Source organism: Pollutimonas bauzanensis, from assembly GCF_040393045.1.
Taxonomy (GTDB): Bacteria; Pseudomonadota; Gammaproteobacteria; order Burkholderiales; family Burkholderiaceae_B; genus Pollutimonas; species Pollutimonas bauzanensis_A.
In genome coordinates this window covers 17,091-32,770 of sequence record NZ_JBEBUX010000035.1, presented here as the reverse complement: position 1 = coordinate 32,770, position 15,680 = coordinate 17,091, and the positions used below count along the sequence as shown (strand labels likewise).

At 55.4% G+C, this 15,680-nt stretch carries 17 protein-coding genes; 8 read left to right on the top strand and 9 right to left on the bottom strand.

Annotated features, from left to right (window positions below):
- Positions 1-100 precede the first annotated feature (100 nt).
- Entirely contained in the window at positions 101-781 is a 681-nt protein-coding gene (locus tag ABWO67_RS07645) for a Fe2+-dependent dioxygenase (protein ID WP_353149850.1), read from the top strand.
- A gap of 16 nt (positions 782-797) precedes the next feature.
- Complete coding sequence (locus ABWO67_RS07640; RefSeq protein WP_353149847.1) at positions 798-1,925, top strand: alpha-hydroxy acid oxidase; 1,128 nt, start codon at positions 798-800, stop codon at positions 1,923-1,925.
- Here the strand turns inward: ABWO67_RS07640 and ABWO67_RS07635 are convergent, their stop codons facing one another.
- Positions 1,926-2,345, bottom strand: a complete 420-nt coding sequence (locus ABWO67_RS07635) for a flagellar protein FlhE (RefSeq protein ID WP_353149844.1) — start codon at positions 2,343-2,345, stop codon at positions 1,926-1,928.
- A 110-nt stretch (positions 2,346-2,455) separates the two neighbouring features.
- On the opposite strand from ABWO67_RS07635, the gene ABWO67_RS07630 reads away from it, so the two are divergent.
- A complete protein-coding gene (locus ABWO67_RS07630) occupies positions 2,456-2,650 on the top strand; it encodes an oxidoreductase-like domain-containing protein (RefSeq protein ID WP_353149841.1) in 195 nt (64 codons plus the stop codon).
- Between the two features lie 29 nt (positions 2,651-2,679).
- Here ABWO67_RS07630 and ABWO67_RS07625 read toward each other — a convergent pair whose 3' ends face one another.
- Together ABWO67_RS07625 and ABWO67_RS07620 are read right to left on the bottom strand one after the other, a co-directional pair.
- Complete coding sequence (locus ABWO67_RS07625) at positions 2,680-2,844, bottom strand: DUF1328 domain-containing protein (RefSeq protein WP_353149839.1); 165 nt, start codon at positions 2,842-2,844, stop codon at positions 2,680-2,682.
- A gap of 61 nt (positions 2,845-2,905) precedes the next feature.
- Complete coding sequence (locus ABWO67_RS07620; protein ID WP_353149836.1) at positions 2,906-3,106, bottom strand: CsbD family protein; 201 nt, start codon at positions 3,104-3,106, stop codon at positions 2,906-2,908.
- A 282-nt stretch (positions 3,107-3,388) separates the two neighbouring features.
- Here ABWO67_RS07620 and ABWO67_RS07615 point away from each other — a divergent pair, with 282 nt between their 5' ends.
- The 5 genes from ABWO67_RS07615 (at position 3,389) to ABWO67_RS07595 (ending at position 10,197) form a co-directional block, all read left to right on the top strand.
- On the top strand, positions 3,389-5,098 hold the full coding sequence (locus tag ABWO67_RS07615; protein WP_353149833.1) for a VRR-NUC domain-containing protein: 1,710 nt from the start codon (positions 3,389-3,391) through the stop codon (positions 5,096-5,098).
- Complete coding sequence (locus ABWO67_RS07610) at positions 5,095-7,365, top strand: ATP-dependent DNA helicase (protein ID WP_353149830.1); 2,271 nt, start codon at positions 5,095-5,097, stop codon at positions 7,363-7,365. The genes ABWO67_RS07615 and ABWO67_RS07610 overlap by 4 nt, the downstream gene beginning before the upstream one ends.
- Positions 7,366-7,503: 138 nt before the next feature.
- Entirely contained in the window at positions 7,504-9,234 is a 1,731-nt protein-coding gene (locus ABWO67_RS07605; RefSeq protein WP_353149827.1) for a ribonucleoside triphosphate reductase, read from the top strand.
- Between the two features lie 41 nt (positions 9,235-9,275).
- Entirely contained in the window at positions 9,276-9,458 is a 183-nt protein-coding gene (nrdD, locus tag ABWO67_RS07600; RefSeq protein WP_353149824.1) for an anaerobic ribonucleoside-triphosphate reductase, read from the top strand.
- A gap of 55 nt (positions 9,459-9,513) precedes the next feature.
- Positions 9,514-10,197, top strand: a complete 684-nt coding sequence (locus tag ABWO67_RS07595; protein WP_353149853.1) for an anaerobic ribonucleoside-triphosphate reductase activating protein — start codon at positions 9,514-9,516, stop codon at positions 10,195-10,197.
- A 9-nt stretch (positions 10,198-10,206) separates the two neighbouring features.
- Here ABWO67_RS07595 and aqpZ read toward each other — a convergent pair whose 3' ends face one another.
- The 6 genes from aqpZ to ABWO67_RS07565 form a co-directional block, all read right to left on the bottom strand.
- On the bottom strand, positions 10,207-10,911 hold the full coding sequence (gene aqpZ / locus ABWO67_RS07590; protein ID WP_353149822.1) for an aquaporin Z: 705 nt from the start codon (positions 10,909-10,911) through the stop codon (positions 10,207-10,209).
- A 136-nt stretch (positions 10,912-11,047) separates the two neighbouring features.
- A complete protein-coding gene (gene ubiT / locus ABWO67_RS07585; protein WP_353149819.1) occupies positions 11,048-11,518 on the bottom strand; it encodes a ubiquinone anaerobic biosynthesis accessory factor UbiT in 471 nt (156 codons plus the stop codon).
- Positions 11,519-11,545: 27 nt separating this feature from the next.
- On the bottom strand, positions 11,546-12,163 hold the full coding sequence (gene trhA / locus ABWO67_RS07580) for a PAQR family membrane homeostasis protein TrhA (RefSeq protein ID WP_353149816.1): 618 nt from the start codon (positions 12,161-12,163) through the stop codon (positions 11,546-11,548).
- 17 nt (positions 12,164-12,180) lie between these two features.
- The gene (gene ubiV, locus ABWO67_RS07575; protein ID WP_353149813.1) at positions 12,181-13,068 is read right to left on the bottom strand and encodes a ubiquinone anaerobic biosynthesis protein UbiV; all 888 of its coding nucleotides are present in this window, start codon (positions 13,066-13,068) and stop codon (positions 12,181-12,183) included.
- 58 nt (positions 13,069-13,126) lie between these two features.
- The gene (gene ubiU, locus ABWO67_RS07570) at positions 13,127-14,179 is read right to left on the bottom strand and encodes a ubiquinone anaerobic biosynthesis protein UbiU (RefSeq protein ID WP_353149810.1); all 1,053 of its coding nucleotides are present in this window, start codon (positions 14,177-14,179) and stop codon (positions 13,127-13,129) included.
- Positions 14,180-14,337: 158 nt separating this feature from the next.
- Positions 14,338-15,543 carry an NAD(P)H-dependent flavin oxidoreductase gene (locus tag ABWO67_RS07565; RefSeq protein WP_353149807.1) on the bottom strand — a complete coding sequence of 402 codons (1,206 nt, stop codon included), beginning with the start codon at positions 15,541-15,543 and terminating at the stop codon, positions 14,338-14,340.
- Positions 15,544-15,680 lie beyond the last annotated feature (137 nt).

Below are 15,680 nucleotides of genomic sequence, written 5' to 3'. Positions count from 1 at the left end.
GTTAGTTTGCTACAGTAACGGAAATATCAGGAAAACCGCTATTGCAGCGGTTTTTTCCATTCGCATATATAGCGCGTGAAGCCAGTAAAGGATCATCACCATGATGTTGAAAATTCCCGATGTACTCACGGCGGACGAGGTCAGGCAATGCCGCCAGGCGCTTGAACAGGCCGATTGGGTAGACGGGCGAGCCACTGCGGGCCATGTTGCGGTAAACGCCAAAAACAACTTGCAATTACCGCTGGATCACCCGGTGGCTCAGCAACTAGGCGACTTTATCCTTGGCATCCTTAGCCAGAACCCGGCATTCATTTCAGCCGCATTGCCCTTGCGCATACTGCCGCCTCGATTCAACCGCTACGAAGGTGGCGGCGACTATGGCTACCATATCGACAATTCTATATTTGGCGTGCCCGGCACGCAGCAACGCATACGTACCGACATATCCAGCACCCTATTCTTTAGCGATCCCGACGAATACGACGGCGGCGAACTGGTGGTGCAAGACACTTATGGTACGCATACCGTCAAGCTGCCGGCGGGACACATGGTGGTTTACCCCGGCGCCAGCCTGCATCGCGTAACGCCGGTGACGCGAGGCACACGCTATGCATCTTTCTTCTGGACCCAAAGCCTGGTGCGCGAAGACCATCGCCGCTCGCTGCTTTGGGAGCTGGATACGGCAATCCAGCATGTGGCACATACCATGCCGGATCACGAATCCATGCCTCAGCTGACTGGCGTCTATCACAACCTCATCCGCGAATGGTCTAACACTTGAAGAAAACTGCCCGCCCATGAGCTCCCATCCCTTGCCGCCGTTGGCGCAAATCCCGGCCCAGATCGCCGCCCCGTCAGACTACGAGGCATTTGCCCGAGAACGCATGAGCATTGGAGCTTGGGCTTATATCAATGGCGGCGCGGCCGATGAACTAACGGCCGCCGAAAACAGTGCAGCTTTTAGCCGCCTGCGTTTGCGTCAACAGGTGCTCGCTGACCTTCGCAACGCGAGCACAGAGCTTGAGCTGTTGGGCGACACCTTTGATTACCCTATCTTCCTGGCCCCGATCGCGTACCAAAAACTGGCGCACCCTCAAGGAGAGCTGCTTACCGCTTTAGGCGCTTCGGCCATGCGCGCCGGCATGGTGGTCAGTACACAGGCCAGCACTTCGCTCGAAGATATCGCTACCGCCGCTAGCGCGCCGCTATGGTTCCAACTTTACATACAACCCGACCGCAGTTTCACCGAAAACCTGGTGCGCCGAGCCGAACAGGCTGGTTATCGAGCGCTGGTGCTTACCGTCGACGCCCCCGTCAATGGCGTGCGCAATCACGAGCAGCGCGCAGGATTCAGACTGCCGGCAGAAGTCGATGCGGTGAATTTGCATGGCATGCGAGCAGTGCCAGAGCACACTGCGCAAGCAGGAGGCAGCGCCTTATTTGGCAGCCCCTTATTGGCAAGCGCCCCTACCTGGAAAGATGTGGAATGGCTGGTTGGGCTTACCCGCCTGCCGGTCGTACTTAAAGGGATTACCAACGCTGAGGACGCGCAACGCGCCATCGAGTTCGGGGCCGCAGGCATCATCGTTTCCAACCATGGGGGCCGCACATTAGACACTATGCCTGCCACCATCGACGCCTTGCCGGCGGTGGCCAAGGCCGTTAACCGTCGTATACCTATACTGCTGGACGGCGGCATCCGCCGCGGTACCGATATATTCAAAGCATTGGCGCTAGGCGCCACTGCAACGCTAATAGGGCGACCCTATATCTACGGCCTGGCGGCCGCTGGCGCGCCTGGTGTGGCCCACGTGTTGCATATGCTGCGCACCGAACTGGAAATCACCATGGCCTTGACCGGCAGGCCGACACTTAACGATATCGACGCATCGGCGCTTTGCTCATCGAGCCCACCATACGCTTGATTACGGCGCATACCATACGGCTACACTACCCTTGACGAATACCGGCCCAGGCAGCGGCCGGGCTTTATCGCCCCTTGCCTTATGCACCAAGTACATAGGCTTGCTGGCATCCAGGCCATCGAACGCATGGGTATTGATATGATTGCCGTTCAAGGGTACACACCGGCTTGTGCCATTCCAGCATAACGACGTTTCCACCATCGCATTCCCCATATAAGAACGCATGGCGTAAACATGGGTGATTTGGGAACCCGGCGCAATGCGCGGCGCAGAGGCATCAGGCGCGTATGGGGTGACAACCTCAACATTCGAGTAGTTGATGGCGCTGCTGACCTTATCTTGTGTCCATGTATTATCACCAGCATAAGCTGACCAGCAGGCGAGCGATATCGCTGCAACCCCAACACCTTTCGGCAACATATGTTTTGTCATTCCCATAACACGGCAATTTCCCTGAGACACCAAGCGCCTACCAACGTCGATCGCCAAGTTTACAATGGTCATACAACGTATTTTCCGCCAGACTTAACATGACGACCCCCGAAAAGGATCCCCGCCCCGTTCCACCACCCCGCCCCGATAGCAGTGATTGCTGTGGTGGGGGCTGTAATCCATGTGTATTCGAATATTATGAAGACGAAATGGACGTTTACCGTGCAGAGCTTAGCGCATGGGAAGCAAGGCATAAGCCGAATGTCCAGCCCAACAAAAAGCCCGCAGGTTAAAACCCGCGGGCTTCATTCCGAACCGTGCCCTATTTTTTACGGAAAAACCCGCTCAATAAGGCGAGCACGGCCAGCACAATAAATACGAAAAACAATATTTGCGCAATGGAAGCCGCGCCTGCCGCGATCCCCCCGAAGCCCAGAACAGCAGCGATGATGGCAATTACAAAGAAAACAACAGCGTAATAAAGCATTGCACTTCCCCTTTTCTATTCGCGTTCTAGAAATTTTCTGCTTTAAGAATAGGCCGCCACGCTAACGATTGTTATCGAAGAATTCCTTGACCTCGCGCTCCGCCTCTTCCCGGGTGCGGCCATACTTTTCTTGAATAAGTCCTGCCAGTCGTTCAGCATTGCCATTGACCTTGGTCAGATCATCGTCGGTCAAATCGCCCCACGCAGCCTTGGCCTTGCCCGTCAACTGCTTCCATTGGCCTTCAAGCGTATCTTTATTCATGGCTTTGCTCCTTGAGTGAGATAAATACATCCCTTCTTTGCTCTGCCCACCGCGGTTCTTGCGAGATGGCAATGCAAAAAACTTGTAATCAGCCTAGCCGCTGACCCTGAACAAGGTCAACAAAGAGATGTATCAAATGTAAGCAAAACGACCAGTGTGCCTGCATTTCAGAGTGGATCGCAACACCCGCTTACTGATAAGGCAATGCGATAACAAGAACGTTTACGCTGCAAACTGATAAACTGTATAAATAAACAGCACCCTTCATTCCGATTCTTTTTTATGTCCCGCCCTCCTTTGCTCGAGAACCCGTGGTATTACCTGGAAAACTTCGAGTTCGTGCTGAAGTGGATAGTCCAGCGTTACAGCGATCTCCTACTCCCCCAGGAACAAGAATTCATCCACGCTTTTCTGCAGGCGCCTCAAGCGTCGCGGGGGTTATTGGTGCGCATGATCATGCGCAAAGGCAAGCTTTTTCGTGCCAGCAAATTGCAATACCAGGAAATCGGCAGTACGCCTCGGGCCGTACAGGCACTTATCGAACAGCAATGGGTGGTTGACGACCCCGTCTTGACGCTGAGCGAGCTGTTCAGCATGCTGACTAAGGCTGAGATCACTCTGTTATTTGGCCCTGCACTCGCTACAACACAAGCCGCCACTGCAAGCAAAGCCATACAGCTGGAACGACTGCAAGTACAGTTTCCCGATGCCCGCCGTTTTAGCCTTTGGATAGATCCGTCGGCACAAGCCCGTCCGGCTCCCGCGTTCGCCGATACTGTTTACAGGGAACAAACCGGTGACATCTCAGAACGTTTGCGCCTGATGTTCTTTGGCAATCTGCACCAGGACTGGAGCGAATTCGTCTTATCCGAGCTTGGGCTCTTTACCTACGAAAAAGTGATTTTCTCGTCTTCTTCACGCGCGTTCCAAACACGCGAGGACATTGATACCTATTTGCACCTGCATCGGTGCAAAGAACAGCTCACAACCAGCATTGCAACGGGCGATACCGTGGAACTGACCGGTATCCGCCACGCCATCGGACCCCGCCACGATAACGAATGGCTGGAAACCAGACGCAGCAAATTGCTTTTCAAGCTAGGGCAGCATCACGAACGCTTTGGCATGTGGCCCGAAGCGCTAAGCTGCTATCAGGACAGCAGCTATCCTGGCGCGCGGGCGCGAAGCGTACGCGTTCTTGAACGGGCCTATCGCTTTGACGATGCGCTACTACTGGCCCAGGCCGCCCTACAGTCTCCGGAAAATGAAGCTGAACATCAATCATTATTGCGCATGCTGCCCCGACTGCTGCGTCGCACTGGCGCTACGGCCGGGGCGCGCCGGACGGCTAGCGAGGTGCCGAAAATCCATTTAAGCCTGCCCACGTCAGCCGCCCGCACGCGAGTCGAGGAACAGGTGCGCCAATACCTTGACCACGCCCAGGCGCCGGTTTTCTATGTGGAGAACACGCTAATCAATACCTTATTCGGGCTGTTGTGCTGGGACGCCATTTTTACTGCCATCCCGGGCGCTTTTTTCCACCCCTTCCAGCAAGGGCCGGCCGACCTGCTGCATGCGAATTTCCAGACTCGCCGCCAGCCGCAATTAGATGCCTGCCTGGCTCAACTCAACTCACAACAATACAAGCAAACAATTCTGGAGAACTTTTCCCGTAAGTCGGGCATCCAATCACCCTTTGTCGCGTGGGGCTGCATCAGCGCCGAAATACTAAATACGGCACTGACATGCATGCCGGCCCAGCATCTGAAAATTACCTTTGCGCGCCTGATGCAAGACCTGCGCAGCAACCGATCAGGCCTGCCAGACCTGATACAGTTTTGGCCCGTTGAACAACGCTACCGCATGATAGAAGTCAAAGGGCCCGGCGACCGCCTTCAAGACAATCAAATCCGCTGGCTAGACTACTGTCATGCCCATCACATCCCGGTTGCCGTATGCTACGTGCAGCATCAGCTTCCGGCCGAGGCATGAAGTACACGGTCGCGGTACGCGCATTATGCGAGTTCACTGCAAAATGCGGTGACCTGGACCTGCGCTTTACTCCATCGCCCACGGCCCAGGAAGGCATAGCGGGCCACGCTGCCGTCAGGGGCAAGCGGCCATCGGCTTATCAGTCAGAAGTCAGTTTGTCTGGTGAGTATCGCAACTTGCTGGTACGAGGCCGCGCCGACGGCTACGACCCTGTATCGAATCAACTAGAAGAAATCAAGACCTTTCGCGGCGACCTGGAAGCCATGCCGGCCAACCATCGCGCCTTGCACTGGGCGCAGGCCAAAATCTATGGCCATTTGCTATGCGATCAACAAGCATTGCAGGAAATACGTGTTGCACTGGTTTACTACGATATCGTCCAACGCAAGGAAACATCGCTCTGCCAGACGTACACAGCCGTCGACCTGCAGCGCTATTTTCACCAGCAATGCGATCTTTTCATAGACTGGGCCGAACAAGAACTAAACCACCGGGTGCAACGCAACACAGCGCTGCAATCGTGGTCCTTCCCTCATCCCTCTTTTCGCCGGGGGCAGCGGCAATTATCCGAAACGGTCTATAAAGCCTCCGTGCAGAACCGCTGTCTAATGGCGCAGGCGCCAACCGGCATTGGAAAGACCGTAGGAACGCTGTTTCCCCTGCTAAAGGCCTGCCCGCGTTCGGATATCGATAAAGTCTTTTTCCTGACCGCCAAAACCTCAGGCCGACAGTTGGCGCTGGACGCATTGGCAACATTGGAAAACGGGCAACCCGGGGCGCCGGGCAAGAACTTGCGCGTGCTGGAACTCACCTCTAGGGAAAAGACGTGCGAATTTCCCGGGCAAGCGTGCCACGGGGCTTCTTGCCAGCTGGCGCAAGGCTTCTATGACCGCCTGCCCGCAGCCCGACAGTCCGCTGCCAACGCAAAAACCCTGGACAAAAGTACCCTGCGGGAAATTGCCTTGCAGCATCAGGTGTGTCCTTATTGGCTGGGCCAGGAAATGGTGCTGTGGAGCGACGTCGTTGTCGCTGACTATAATTATTTCTTCGATGCTTCAGCCGTGCTGTACAGCCAGACCATGAACCATGCATGGCAAGTTGGCGTGTTGGTGGACGAATCCCACAACTTGCTTGAACGAGCGCGCAGTATGTATAGCGCCGAACTCAATGAATACGATTTACAGGCGCTACAGCAATCGGCACCCATCGTATTGAAAAAGACCTTGGCCAGCCTGGCGCGTTCCTGGCGTGACATGTACCGCGATCAAACCGCGGTATACCAAGCCTACACCGAGATCCCCGCCAAGTTCCTGGCCGCGCTGCTGCGCGCCAGCAGCGACATGACGGATTACCTTGCCGCACACGCCCAACAAGCTCCCGGCGCCCTTGAACGTTTCCACTTCGATACCTTGCATTTTCTGCATCTGTGCGAGGTGTTCGCGCCGCACTCTGTATTCGATATCACGCTGCGTTCAAACAAGCCCGGTCGCGCCGTGCTGTGCCTGCGCAACCTGATTCCAGCCCCTTTTCTTGAGCCGCGCTTCGCGGCCAGTCAAACCACCACGCTATTTTCCGCCACACTAAGCCCCTGGACGTTTTACCGCGACACACTGGGGCTGCCGGAAAACACGGCCTGGATTGACGTTGAATCGCCATTCGAGAGCGCGCAGCTGCAAGTACACATTATCAGGGACATCTCTACCCGTTATCAGCATCGCGCCAGCTCGCTGGCGCCGATTGCCCGGCTGATGGCCCAACAATATCTTGAGCAGCCAGGCAACTATCTAAGCTATTTCAGCAGTTTCGAATACTTGCGGCAGGCGGTCGACGAATTCAGTCGCTGCTTTCCAGACATCCCCGTCTGGGAGCAAGTACGCAGCATGGACGAAACTGCGCAGCAACAGTTTCTTGCCCGCTTTACCGCAGATGGCGCCGGCATCGGCTTTGCCGTATTGGGCGGCGCCTTTGCGGAAGGCATCGATTTACCTGGGCAACAACTGATAGGCGCATTTGTATCCACATTGGGGCTGCCGCAACTCAACCCTATCAACGAACGTCTCAAACACAGCATGAACGCCGCTTTCGGCGAGCGCTGCGGATACGATTACACCTACCTCTACCCTGGCATCCGCAAGGTGGTTCAGGCGGCAGGCCGAGTCATACGCACCCAGTCGGATCGCGGTGTGGTTTACCTGATCGACGACCGTTACGCCCAACCCCGCATACGTAAACTACTGCCCGCCTGGTGGCAGGTGCATGGCGCCTGATACCGTATAAACAACCTGTTTTTTCGTCGATTTAATCTATATCAAGCATTCAGCGATTCAAGTCGACTTCACCTTGACCATACTACATATAGTATCTAATCTACGCATCACCACAACATATAGTGATACGGAGCTTACATGCCTAAGATCGACGTCGAGTCATCCATCAACGAATACCTGGATCAAATGGACTGGCGGGTCAACGCTAACGCCAATCAAGGCTACTCGTTAGGCGGCCTGATACTGAACGTATCTGGCAAGGTTATCGCCAATTACTGGCTCAGTCATGTGTACCCCGCGGCCGTCGGACAGGCTCACCGCGAAGCCGACCTGCACATCCATGATCTGGATATGCTTTCCGGATATTGCGCCGGCTGGTCGCTACGCACTTTGCTCAACGAAGGCTTAAACGGCGTTCCCGGAAAAATAGAATCCAGCCCACCAAAGCATATGTCCAGCGCCGTCGGCCAGATTGTCAATTTCCTGGGCACCTTGCAAAATGAATGGGCCGGCGCACAAGCCTTCAGCTCATTCGATACTTACATGGCGCCTTTTATCCGCCAAGATCAACTTAGCTACACCGAGGTCAAGCAATACATACAAGAGCTGATCTACAACCTGAATGTACCCTCGCGCTGGGGTACGCAAACGCCCTTTACCAATCTGACATTCGACTGGGTTTGTCCGGAAGATCTGCGCGAACAGGTGCCGCTGATAGGTGGGCGGGAAACCTCGTTTACCTACGGCGAGCTTCAGGCCGAAATGGACATGATCAATCGGGCCTATATCGAGATCATGATGGCTGGCGATGCAAAGGGCCGGGTCTTTACCTTCCCCATTCCCACTTACAACATTACCGAGGATTTCGACTGGTATAGCCCCAATGCCGAATTGCTGTTCGAAATGACCGCCCGCTATGGCCTGCCGTACTTCCAAAACTTCATCAATTCCGAGCTCAAGCCGAATATGATTCGATCGATGTGCTGCCGCCTGCAACTGGATCTGCGCGAATTGCTCAAACGCGGCAACGGTCTGTTCGGTTCAGCCGAGCAAACCGGTTCGCTGGGTGTAGTCACCATCAACTGCGCCCGACTGGGCTACCTGCATGCGGGGGACGAACCTGCCCTGCTGCGCCGCCTGGACGAACTGCTTGACTTGGGTAAAACCAGTCTTGAAATCAAGCGCGAAGTCATACAGCGGCATATGGACAATGGCCTGTTCCCCTATACCAAGCGTTATCTCGGCACCCTGCGCAACCATTTTTCCACATTGGGCGTGAACGGCATCAACGAAATGATCCGCAACTTTACCCATGGGGAGCACGACATCACCACACCCCATGGCTACGATTTCGCGATCCGTCTGCTGGACCACGTGCGTGAGCGCATGCTGGCATTCCAGGAAGAAACCGGCCACATGTACAACCTGGAAGCCACACCTGCCGAAGGGACCACGTACCGCTTCGCCAAGGAAGATCGCAAACGCCACCCCGATATTTTGCAAGCCGGTACGGCTCAGATGCCTTACTACACGAACTCCTCGCAGCTACCTGTAGGCTTTACCGACGATCCCTTCGAGGCACTGGAACGCCAGGACGACTTGCAACGCAAGTACACCGGCGGCACGGTCCTGCACCTGTACATGACCGAACCGCTTTCGACCACTGATGCTTGCCGCAATCTGGTCAAACGCGCATTGGGACGCTTCAAGCTGCCTTACATCACCATCACGCCCACCTTTTCCATATGCCCGGTACATGGCTACCTGGGCGGCAGCCACAAATTCTGCCCGAAATGCGATAAAGAAATCATCGCCCGCAAAGCAGCAGTCGCTGCAACCGCACCTGAACTTAGCGTCGCTGACGCGTAATCCAGTCCATAGCTTTTATTCAACCCACGGAGAAACCAAGCATGAACACTCAGAAAGCACACCAAACCGCCATCATTCTGGCCGATGAAGAGCGCCAACCATGCGAAATATGGACACGTGTCATGGGCTACCACCGCCCTATGTCCTCATTCAATATTGGCAAAAAAGGCGAGTTTCATGAGCGCAAGTATTTCAGCGAGCAAGGGGCCCGGCTTGCTGCCTGACAACGATACCCAGCCCCCGCAGCATTTGGCCGGCGGGGGCCGGCGCTCGCTGAAAGTGGGCGGCATCACGCCGTTCACTGCCACCGACTACCCCGGCCTCCTGGCGGCTGCCATATTCGTGCAAGGTTGCCCCTGGCGCTGCGGATACTGCCACAACCCCCATCTGCAAGAGCGCACCCGTGCCAGCCCTATTGCATGGAACGATGTGCTAAGCCTGCTTGAAAGGCGCAAGGGCTTGATAGACGCAGTGGTATTTAGTGGCGGAGAACCCGCAATTGACCCTTGCCTGGCCGACGCCATAACGCAAGTTCGCGACGCAGGCTTCAAAATCGGCATGCACAGTGGGGGAACACATCCACAACGCTTGCAAAGCGTGCTGCCGCTACTGGACTGGATAGGACTGGATGTAAAAGCCAATTTCGCCGACTATGCGGACATTACCAAAGTTCGCGGCAGCGGCGTTGCGGCCTTAACCAGCCTGAAAGCCGTGCTCGCCAGTGGCGTGGATTACGAGTGCCGCACCACCGCTCATCCTGCTTTGTTGCCCGAGGCCAAGCTACTTCAAATCGCTCAAACACTGGCAGCCATGGGAGTAAAAAACTACGCCCTGCAAGCTTTCCGCATGCAGGGCTGCGCCGATCCCGCCTTGAATAACAGGATGGTCGGCAATTACCCCAGCCCCGGCCTGGTAGAACAACTAGGAAAGCTGTTTCCCAACTTCACCATGCGCCGCGGCTGAAATGGCAACTTAGGTGGCTTCGCGATGCTCCAGCACGAAACGATAGACCAGGCCGCCGATGATGGCGCCAACGATGGGCGCCAGCCAAAACAGCCAAAGCTGATCAATAGCCCAACTTCCCTGGAACAGCGCCACGCCGGTTGAGCGTGCCGGATTCACTGATGTATTCGTAACCGGTATGCTGATCAAATGGATCAAGGTAAGCGCCAAGCCAATGGCAATACCCGCAAAACCGGCCGGTGCGCGCTTATCGGTTGCCCCCATGATGATGAAGATGAAAAACCCGGTCATGACCAGTTCGCAAACCAGGGCGGCGGTCAACGCATAATTGCCAGGCGAATGCGCTCCATAGCCATTCGATGCGAAACCGGCGCTGACATCGAAGCCAGCTTTGCCACTGGCAATCAGATAGAGAACAGCACCCGCCGCTATCCCGCCGAGCACCTGGGCAATCACATAAGGAACCAAGTCCTTGGCAGGAAACCGCCCACCTGCCACCAGGCCGAAAGTGACTGCCGGATTGATGTGGCAGCCCGAAATATGGCCAATGGCGTAGCACATCGTCAGCAAGGTCAGGCCAAATGCCAGCGCCACACCGGCAAAGCCAATGCCCAGTTCCGGAAACGCCGCAGCCAGCACGGCGCTACCGCAACCCCCAATTACCAGCCAGAAAGTCCCAAAGAACTCTGCCGCGCATCGTTTTCCCAATCCCATGGAAATTCCCCTTAAAACTATTTCGATGAGGCAATTCTATGGCTGCGCGGTTGTTCTTACTGTCAAGCATTGAAAAGACCCGCATGGGCGGGTCTTTTATGGCAAGAACGGGCACCTCCGTCAGATAGATTACCCACTATCGCTTTCTGGCGCCCCCTGCGCGGCTCAGTCCACGACCCGAAAAGAAGTTGCTGGGTGAAAACACCGACAAATCAATCGCATCAAGCGTATTTTTTACCAACAGGCCCAATTCGGTATCGCCCTCCATGACCAGCCGCCGGCTGAAAAACAACGTATCGGGGTCTTCCTTGCGCTGTGCCAGTAAAAAGAAGTCGTAAGCATTCGCCCGTATGGTCAAGTCGATGTCGCTATCGTGTCGCGCAGCAGAAAACGATCCATTGCGCCAAGCAAAGTCGAGCCCGACACCGGCATCCTGAACCTGGATGCGCAGCTTTCGGCCGTCAAGCAGGTGCAGCGTATCGGCTGGCAAATGACGGGCAAGCGCCAAATTCAAACCGGCCACGAACACAACAGAACCTGGGTAAGCAGGCAGACGAGACAGTATTTTTGCTAGCGGTGACGGTAACTGGTAAGACGCGGCGCTCATTGACAACTCCTAGTGAAGACCCATGATTCAAGCAACATAGGACACAACCGTAAAATAATGGCAGGCGCTGCCGCCCAACACGAATAAGTGCCAAACCCCATGGGCATGGCGCCATTTTTCATCGAATACGTAGAAAACAATTCCCACGGTGTACAGCAACCCGCCAGCGGCCAGCCACAAGAAGCCCTCCCAACCCAGAGCTTGTACGAGCGGAACAGCGGCAACGATCGCCAGCCATCCCATCAACACGTAAATGAACAGGGACAGCAGGCGTTGACCTTTGGCCAGCCAGATTTCCTGCGCGATGCCGAACACGGCCAGCCCCCACACGCACCCGAACAACGTCCAGCCCCAGGGTCCACGCAAACTGACCAGAGCGAAAGGCGTATAGCTTCCTGCAATCAATAAATAGATGGCGCAGTGATCGAACTTGCACCACACTTTCTTGGCGCGGCCGCGCAGGCTGTGATACAGGGTAGAAGATAGGTATAAAGCCAATAGCATCGCCCCGTATATGCTGAAGCTTACGATCTTCCAGGGATCCCCCAGCCGGGCGGCAAGCACAATCAGCACCGTCGCGCCGACCACCGCCAATGCAGCGCCTGCCAGATGACTGATACTGTTAAATCGCTCGCCGTAGTACATAAGCTTGCTTACCCTTTTTATGCCAATAGCAAGTCCAGTCCGGGCTTGCCGTGCCAATAGCCATTACAGGGCGCGGCAGGCATCAGCGGCTGCAATTGCTCGAACGCATCGGCGGCGTCCAGACGCCCATGCATGACGCCATAGAACAGATCTATGATGTTGGCCATATATTGCGATTGCGGACTAATACGCACGACATCGACTTGCAATTCCTTCATGGCGCCTAACTCGTGTAGCAAGGCGTATACCAGGGCTGATTGGGTTTGCGTGCCATTGAGCACCAGGAAAGGCTGGCTTTCGCGCGTTTCCAGTACCAGGCCGTCGGGGTGATCCATGCACACATACTGACAATTATCCTTGGGTATGTTTCGGTTGCGCGCAGTGAAACAGCGCGCCGAAAAAGCCAGCGGCATGCGCCCATAGGCGAAAACTTCAGTTTCCATGCCGGCCGGACGCCCTTGCTGCATCTGTGCCAGGCCCTCGCTTCCCATTTCAAGCGGCATCACCCAGCGCGTTGCGCCCAGCCCTGCCAAAATATCCAGCGTCGGGGGGTTATATATATTCAGATAGGGCCCTGCAATAAAGGGCGAACCTTCAAGGCAATGCACCGCCCCCATGTCGTTGGCTTCGACGACGTAACGACCATTGCCGGCAATTTTTCGCAACGTCGTCAGGTCGGCGCCAGATTCAAGCAATACTTGCGTCGACAATACGACCTGTTTTCCCGCCGCTGCCAGCATGTCGGCGATTTCCAGCCAGTCGGGCAGCCGCAACTCGCGCCGGCGCGAACAAACGGTTTCACCCAAGTACACGATATCCACAGGCATATGAGCCATGGTTTCATAAAACTGCATCATGGCCAGACGCGACCAGTAATATTGAACGGGTCCCAAAGCAATCTTCACAATACTATCTCCAGCCGCTTGCGGTGTATTCCAGTCAAACTGAGCAATAACATTTGCTTTACTTCCACGGGCGGTGGTACGCCCCCAAAGTGTGCTGCTGCCCTTCTGCCACACTGTTCAATTCGGACATCCAGCCGGGCTTAACGGAATAACGTTGCTGGCTGGCTATGCATTGATCCAGGGCATCGCGCCATACTCGGGTAACCTGGGTGACGTAAGCCGGGCTTCGCTGCCGGCCCTCGATCTTGATAGCTCGCACCCCCATTTGCATCAACTTGGGCAATAGTTCCAGGGTATTCAGACTGGTGGGTTCTTCCAGGGCATAATAGTTTTCGCCCGCCACATCGAAGCGACCTTTGCATAAGGTGGGATAGCCAGCGTTTTCGCCATCGGCATAACGATCGATAAGGACGCCGTTCAGGCGCGATTCCAACCCTTGCGGGGTGGGCTGCCAGCGCACCGATTTTGCCGGCGAACAAACGCCATGCGTATTGGGGGACTCGCCCGTTGCGTACGAGGACAAGGCGCAACGCCCTTCCACCATGACGCACAGACTGCCAAAACCGAACACCTCGATTTCGACCGACGTATTCTCGGTGACCTGCTCGACTTGCGCCAACGACAATACCCGCGGCAGCACAGCGCGCACAATGCCGAAATGCTCACGGTAGAAATTAATAGCTTCGTAATTGGTGGCCGAGCCCTGCACTGACAAATGCAGACGCAATTGGGGATACTTCATGCTGGCATACGCCATCAGGCCAGGATCGGCCACAATCATTGCGTCGATACCCGAGTCGGCCGCACGGTCGACGGCCTCGCGCCATGCCTGCCAGCCCGCCGGCTGCGCGTAGGTATTCAAAGCCAGGTATACCTTGCGTCGATTAGCTTGGGCGTAGCGTATGCCTTCGCTGATGGCCGCCGCGTCGAAGTTCAGGCCGGCAAAGTTTCGGGCATTGGTCGCATCGCGAAAACCCAAATAAACGCAATCAGCGCCGTTATCAATGGCTGACTTCAACGCCGGAAGACTACCTGCGGGACAAACCAGGTCCATAGGACGGGAGCCGTCAGCCCCCAAGGGTTCTTGTGAAGTGGAAGGTATCTGCGTCATGGGATTACTCTTGTATAGCTTGAATGTTTATGGCGTGTGGGTGGCATGGCTACCCGAAAAAAAAATGGGCGCAAGCCTCCCCGGAACGGCGCCTACGGAGAGTTCCCGATAAGCGTCATTCCGTCTTTTGCTGCGATAACAAAACAGGATAAAAGAGACTAGGCCGGGACGAGCAACGGTTCCGGTCTTACTGTGGGCGCGGCGACCGTAGCCAATACTGGCCTTAACCCTGTTAGCAAGAATTCGATGAGCTCTCGGACCGGACGTATGGCATTGCCGAATGGCAGCTTTTCAGAACCGCGGAAGAACAGGCCGCGCTTGATATCGCCAGCCAGGGCAAATGCCAACTGTGTGTCAATGCAAAACTGGCCATGCTTGCTGATGCCGTCTCGCAAACCACACTGCGCAAGACAATCGAACCCCACCGTGCAAGGCTTGGGTTTAGCCATGCGCTGTAGTTTTTCTTCTTTTTCAAGATAGTTGGCTAGCCACGGCGTACGCACAGCACGCGCTGGCAAGCCCGCCACGCTCATGAAGGTAACGATGTCTTCCGGCTTGGCTTCAACCAGCACCTTCTTGAAATTGGGATGAGCATCGCCCTCTTCAGTTACGGCAAACGGCGTACCCAGTTGCACGCCACTGGCGCCCATGCCTAACAGCTTGACCACCTGTTCATGGCTGTGGATGCCGCCACCAGTGATAAGAGGAATATTTTCTTTTTCAAGACCAAGGTCTTTGAACAACTGAAGCGTGCCTTCCAGCACAGTCGGAAAAGCAAAATTGGGATTATTCAAAGCGTCGGCACTAGGAGCACCAAGGTGACCGGCGGCATAACGGGGGTTTTCAATGACAATAGCATCAGGCAGGCGATTTTTTCGCATCCATTTTTTCAGGATAACGCCAATTCCCCTGACGTCGGACAAAATGGGGATAAGCGCCACCTTGGGAAATTCGGTAGTCAGATCGGGCAGGTCCAGCGGCAGGCCGGCGCCCACCACAACGGCATCGGCATTGCTTTCGCAAGCCTGGCGGACGTAGGCCGCGTAATCCGCCACAGCTTTCATGACATTGACGGCTACCAATCCATTGCCTTTGGCCATCTTCTTGGCGGCGTTGACTTCGCGGTCGAGAGCGACAAGATTGACGGCGTCGATTAGAGCTTTATTGCGTGAACGTCCGGTTTGCAACATAAGATCAGGATGATGGCGCCGCAAGTCGACGCTGGAGATGGTGCCGACCGCCCCAAGCGAGGCGACTGTTCCTGCGAGCCTATGGGCGGAAACACCCACACCCATTCCACCCTGCACAATGGGAAGCAGCGATTTACCTTTTAGCTTGAGTCGTTCTAGAGCGGATTGCAGCACAATTAGTGTCCTTCATAAAATATAAGCGTGGAAACGCAATCGCCACTATGCAACCGAATGGCTTCGTACTCCTTAACAAAAATCAAGGTTATGTCTTTTAAGTTGATGTAACAATGCCCGGTTCGCAATGAGGGAAT

Coding starts and splice junctions, on each gene's coding strand:
- ABWO67_RS07645 (WP_353149850.1), top strand. CDS start 101: ATGATGTTGAAAATTCCCGATGTACTCACGGCGGACGAGGTCAGGCAA.
- ABWO67_RS07640 (WP_353149847.1), top strand. CDS start 798: ATGAGCTCCCATCCCTTGCCGCCGTTGGCGCAAATCCCGGCCCAGATC.
- ABWO67_RS07635 (WP_353149844.1), bottom strand. CDS start 2,345: ATGTTGCCGAAAGGTGTTGGGGTTGCAGCGATATCGCTCGCCTGCTGG.
- ABWO67_RS07630 (WP_353149841.1), top strand. CDS start 2,456: ATGACGACCCCCGAAAAGGATCCCCGCCCCGTTCCACCACCCCGCCCC.
- ABWO67_RS07625 (WP_353149839.1), bottom strand. CDS start 2,844: ATGCTTTATTACGCTGTTGTTTTCTTTGTAATTGCCATCATCGCTGCT.
- ABWO67_RS07620 (WP_353149836.1), bottom strand. CDS start 3,106: ATGAATAAAGATACGCTTGAAGGCCAATGGAAGCAGTTGACGGGCAAG.
- ABWO67_RS07615 (WP_353149833.1), top strand. CDS start 3,389: ATGTCCCGCCCTCCTTTGCTCGAGAACCCGTGGTATTACCTGGAAAAC.
- ABWO67_RS07610 (WP_353149830.1), top strand. CDS start 5,095: ATGAAGTACACGGTCGCGGTACGCGCATTATGCGAGTTCACTGCAAAA.
- ABWO67_RS07605 (WP_353149827.1), top strand. CDS start 7,504: ATGCCTAAGATCGACGTCGAGTCATCCATCAACGAATACCTGGATCAA.
- nrdD (WP_353149824.1), top strand. CDS start 9,276: ATGAACACTCAGAAAGCACACCAAACCGCCATCATTCTGGCCGATGAA.
- aqpZ (WP_353149822.1), bottom strand. CDS start 10,911: ATGGGATTGGGAAAACGATGCGCGGCAGAGTTCTTTGGGACTTTCTGG.
- ubiT (WP_353149819.1), bottom strand. CDS start 11,518: ATGAGCGCCGCGTCTTACCAGTTACCGTCACCGCTAGCAAAAATACTG.
- trhA (WP_353149816.1), bottom strand. CDS start 12,163: ATGTACTACGGCGAGCGATTTAACAGTATCAGTCATCTGGCAGGCGCT.
- ubiU (WP_353149810.1), bottom strand. CDS start 14,179: ATGACGCAGATACCTTCCACTTCACAAGAACCCTTGGGGGCTGACGGC.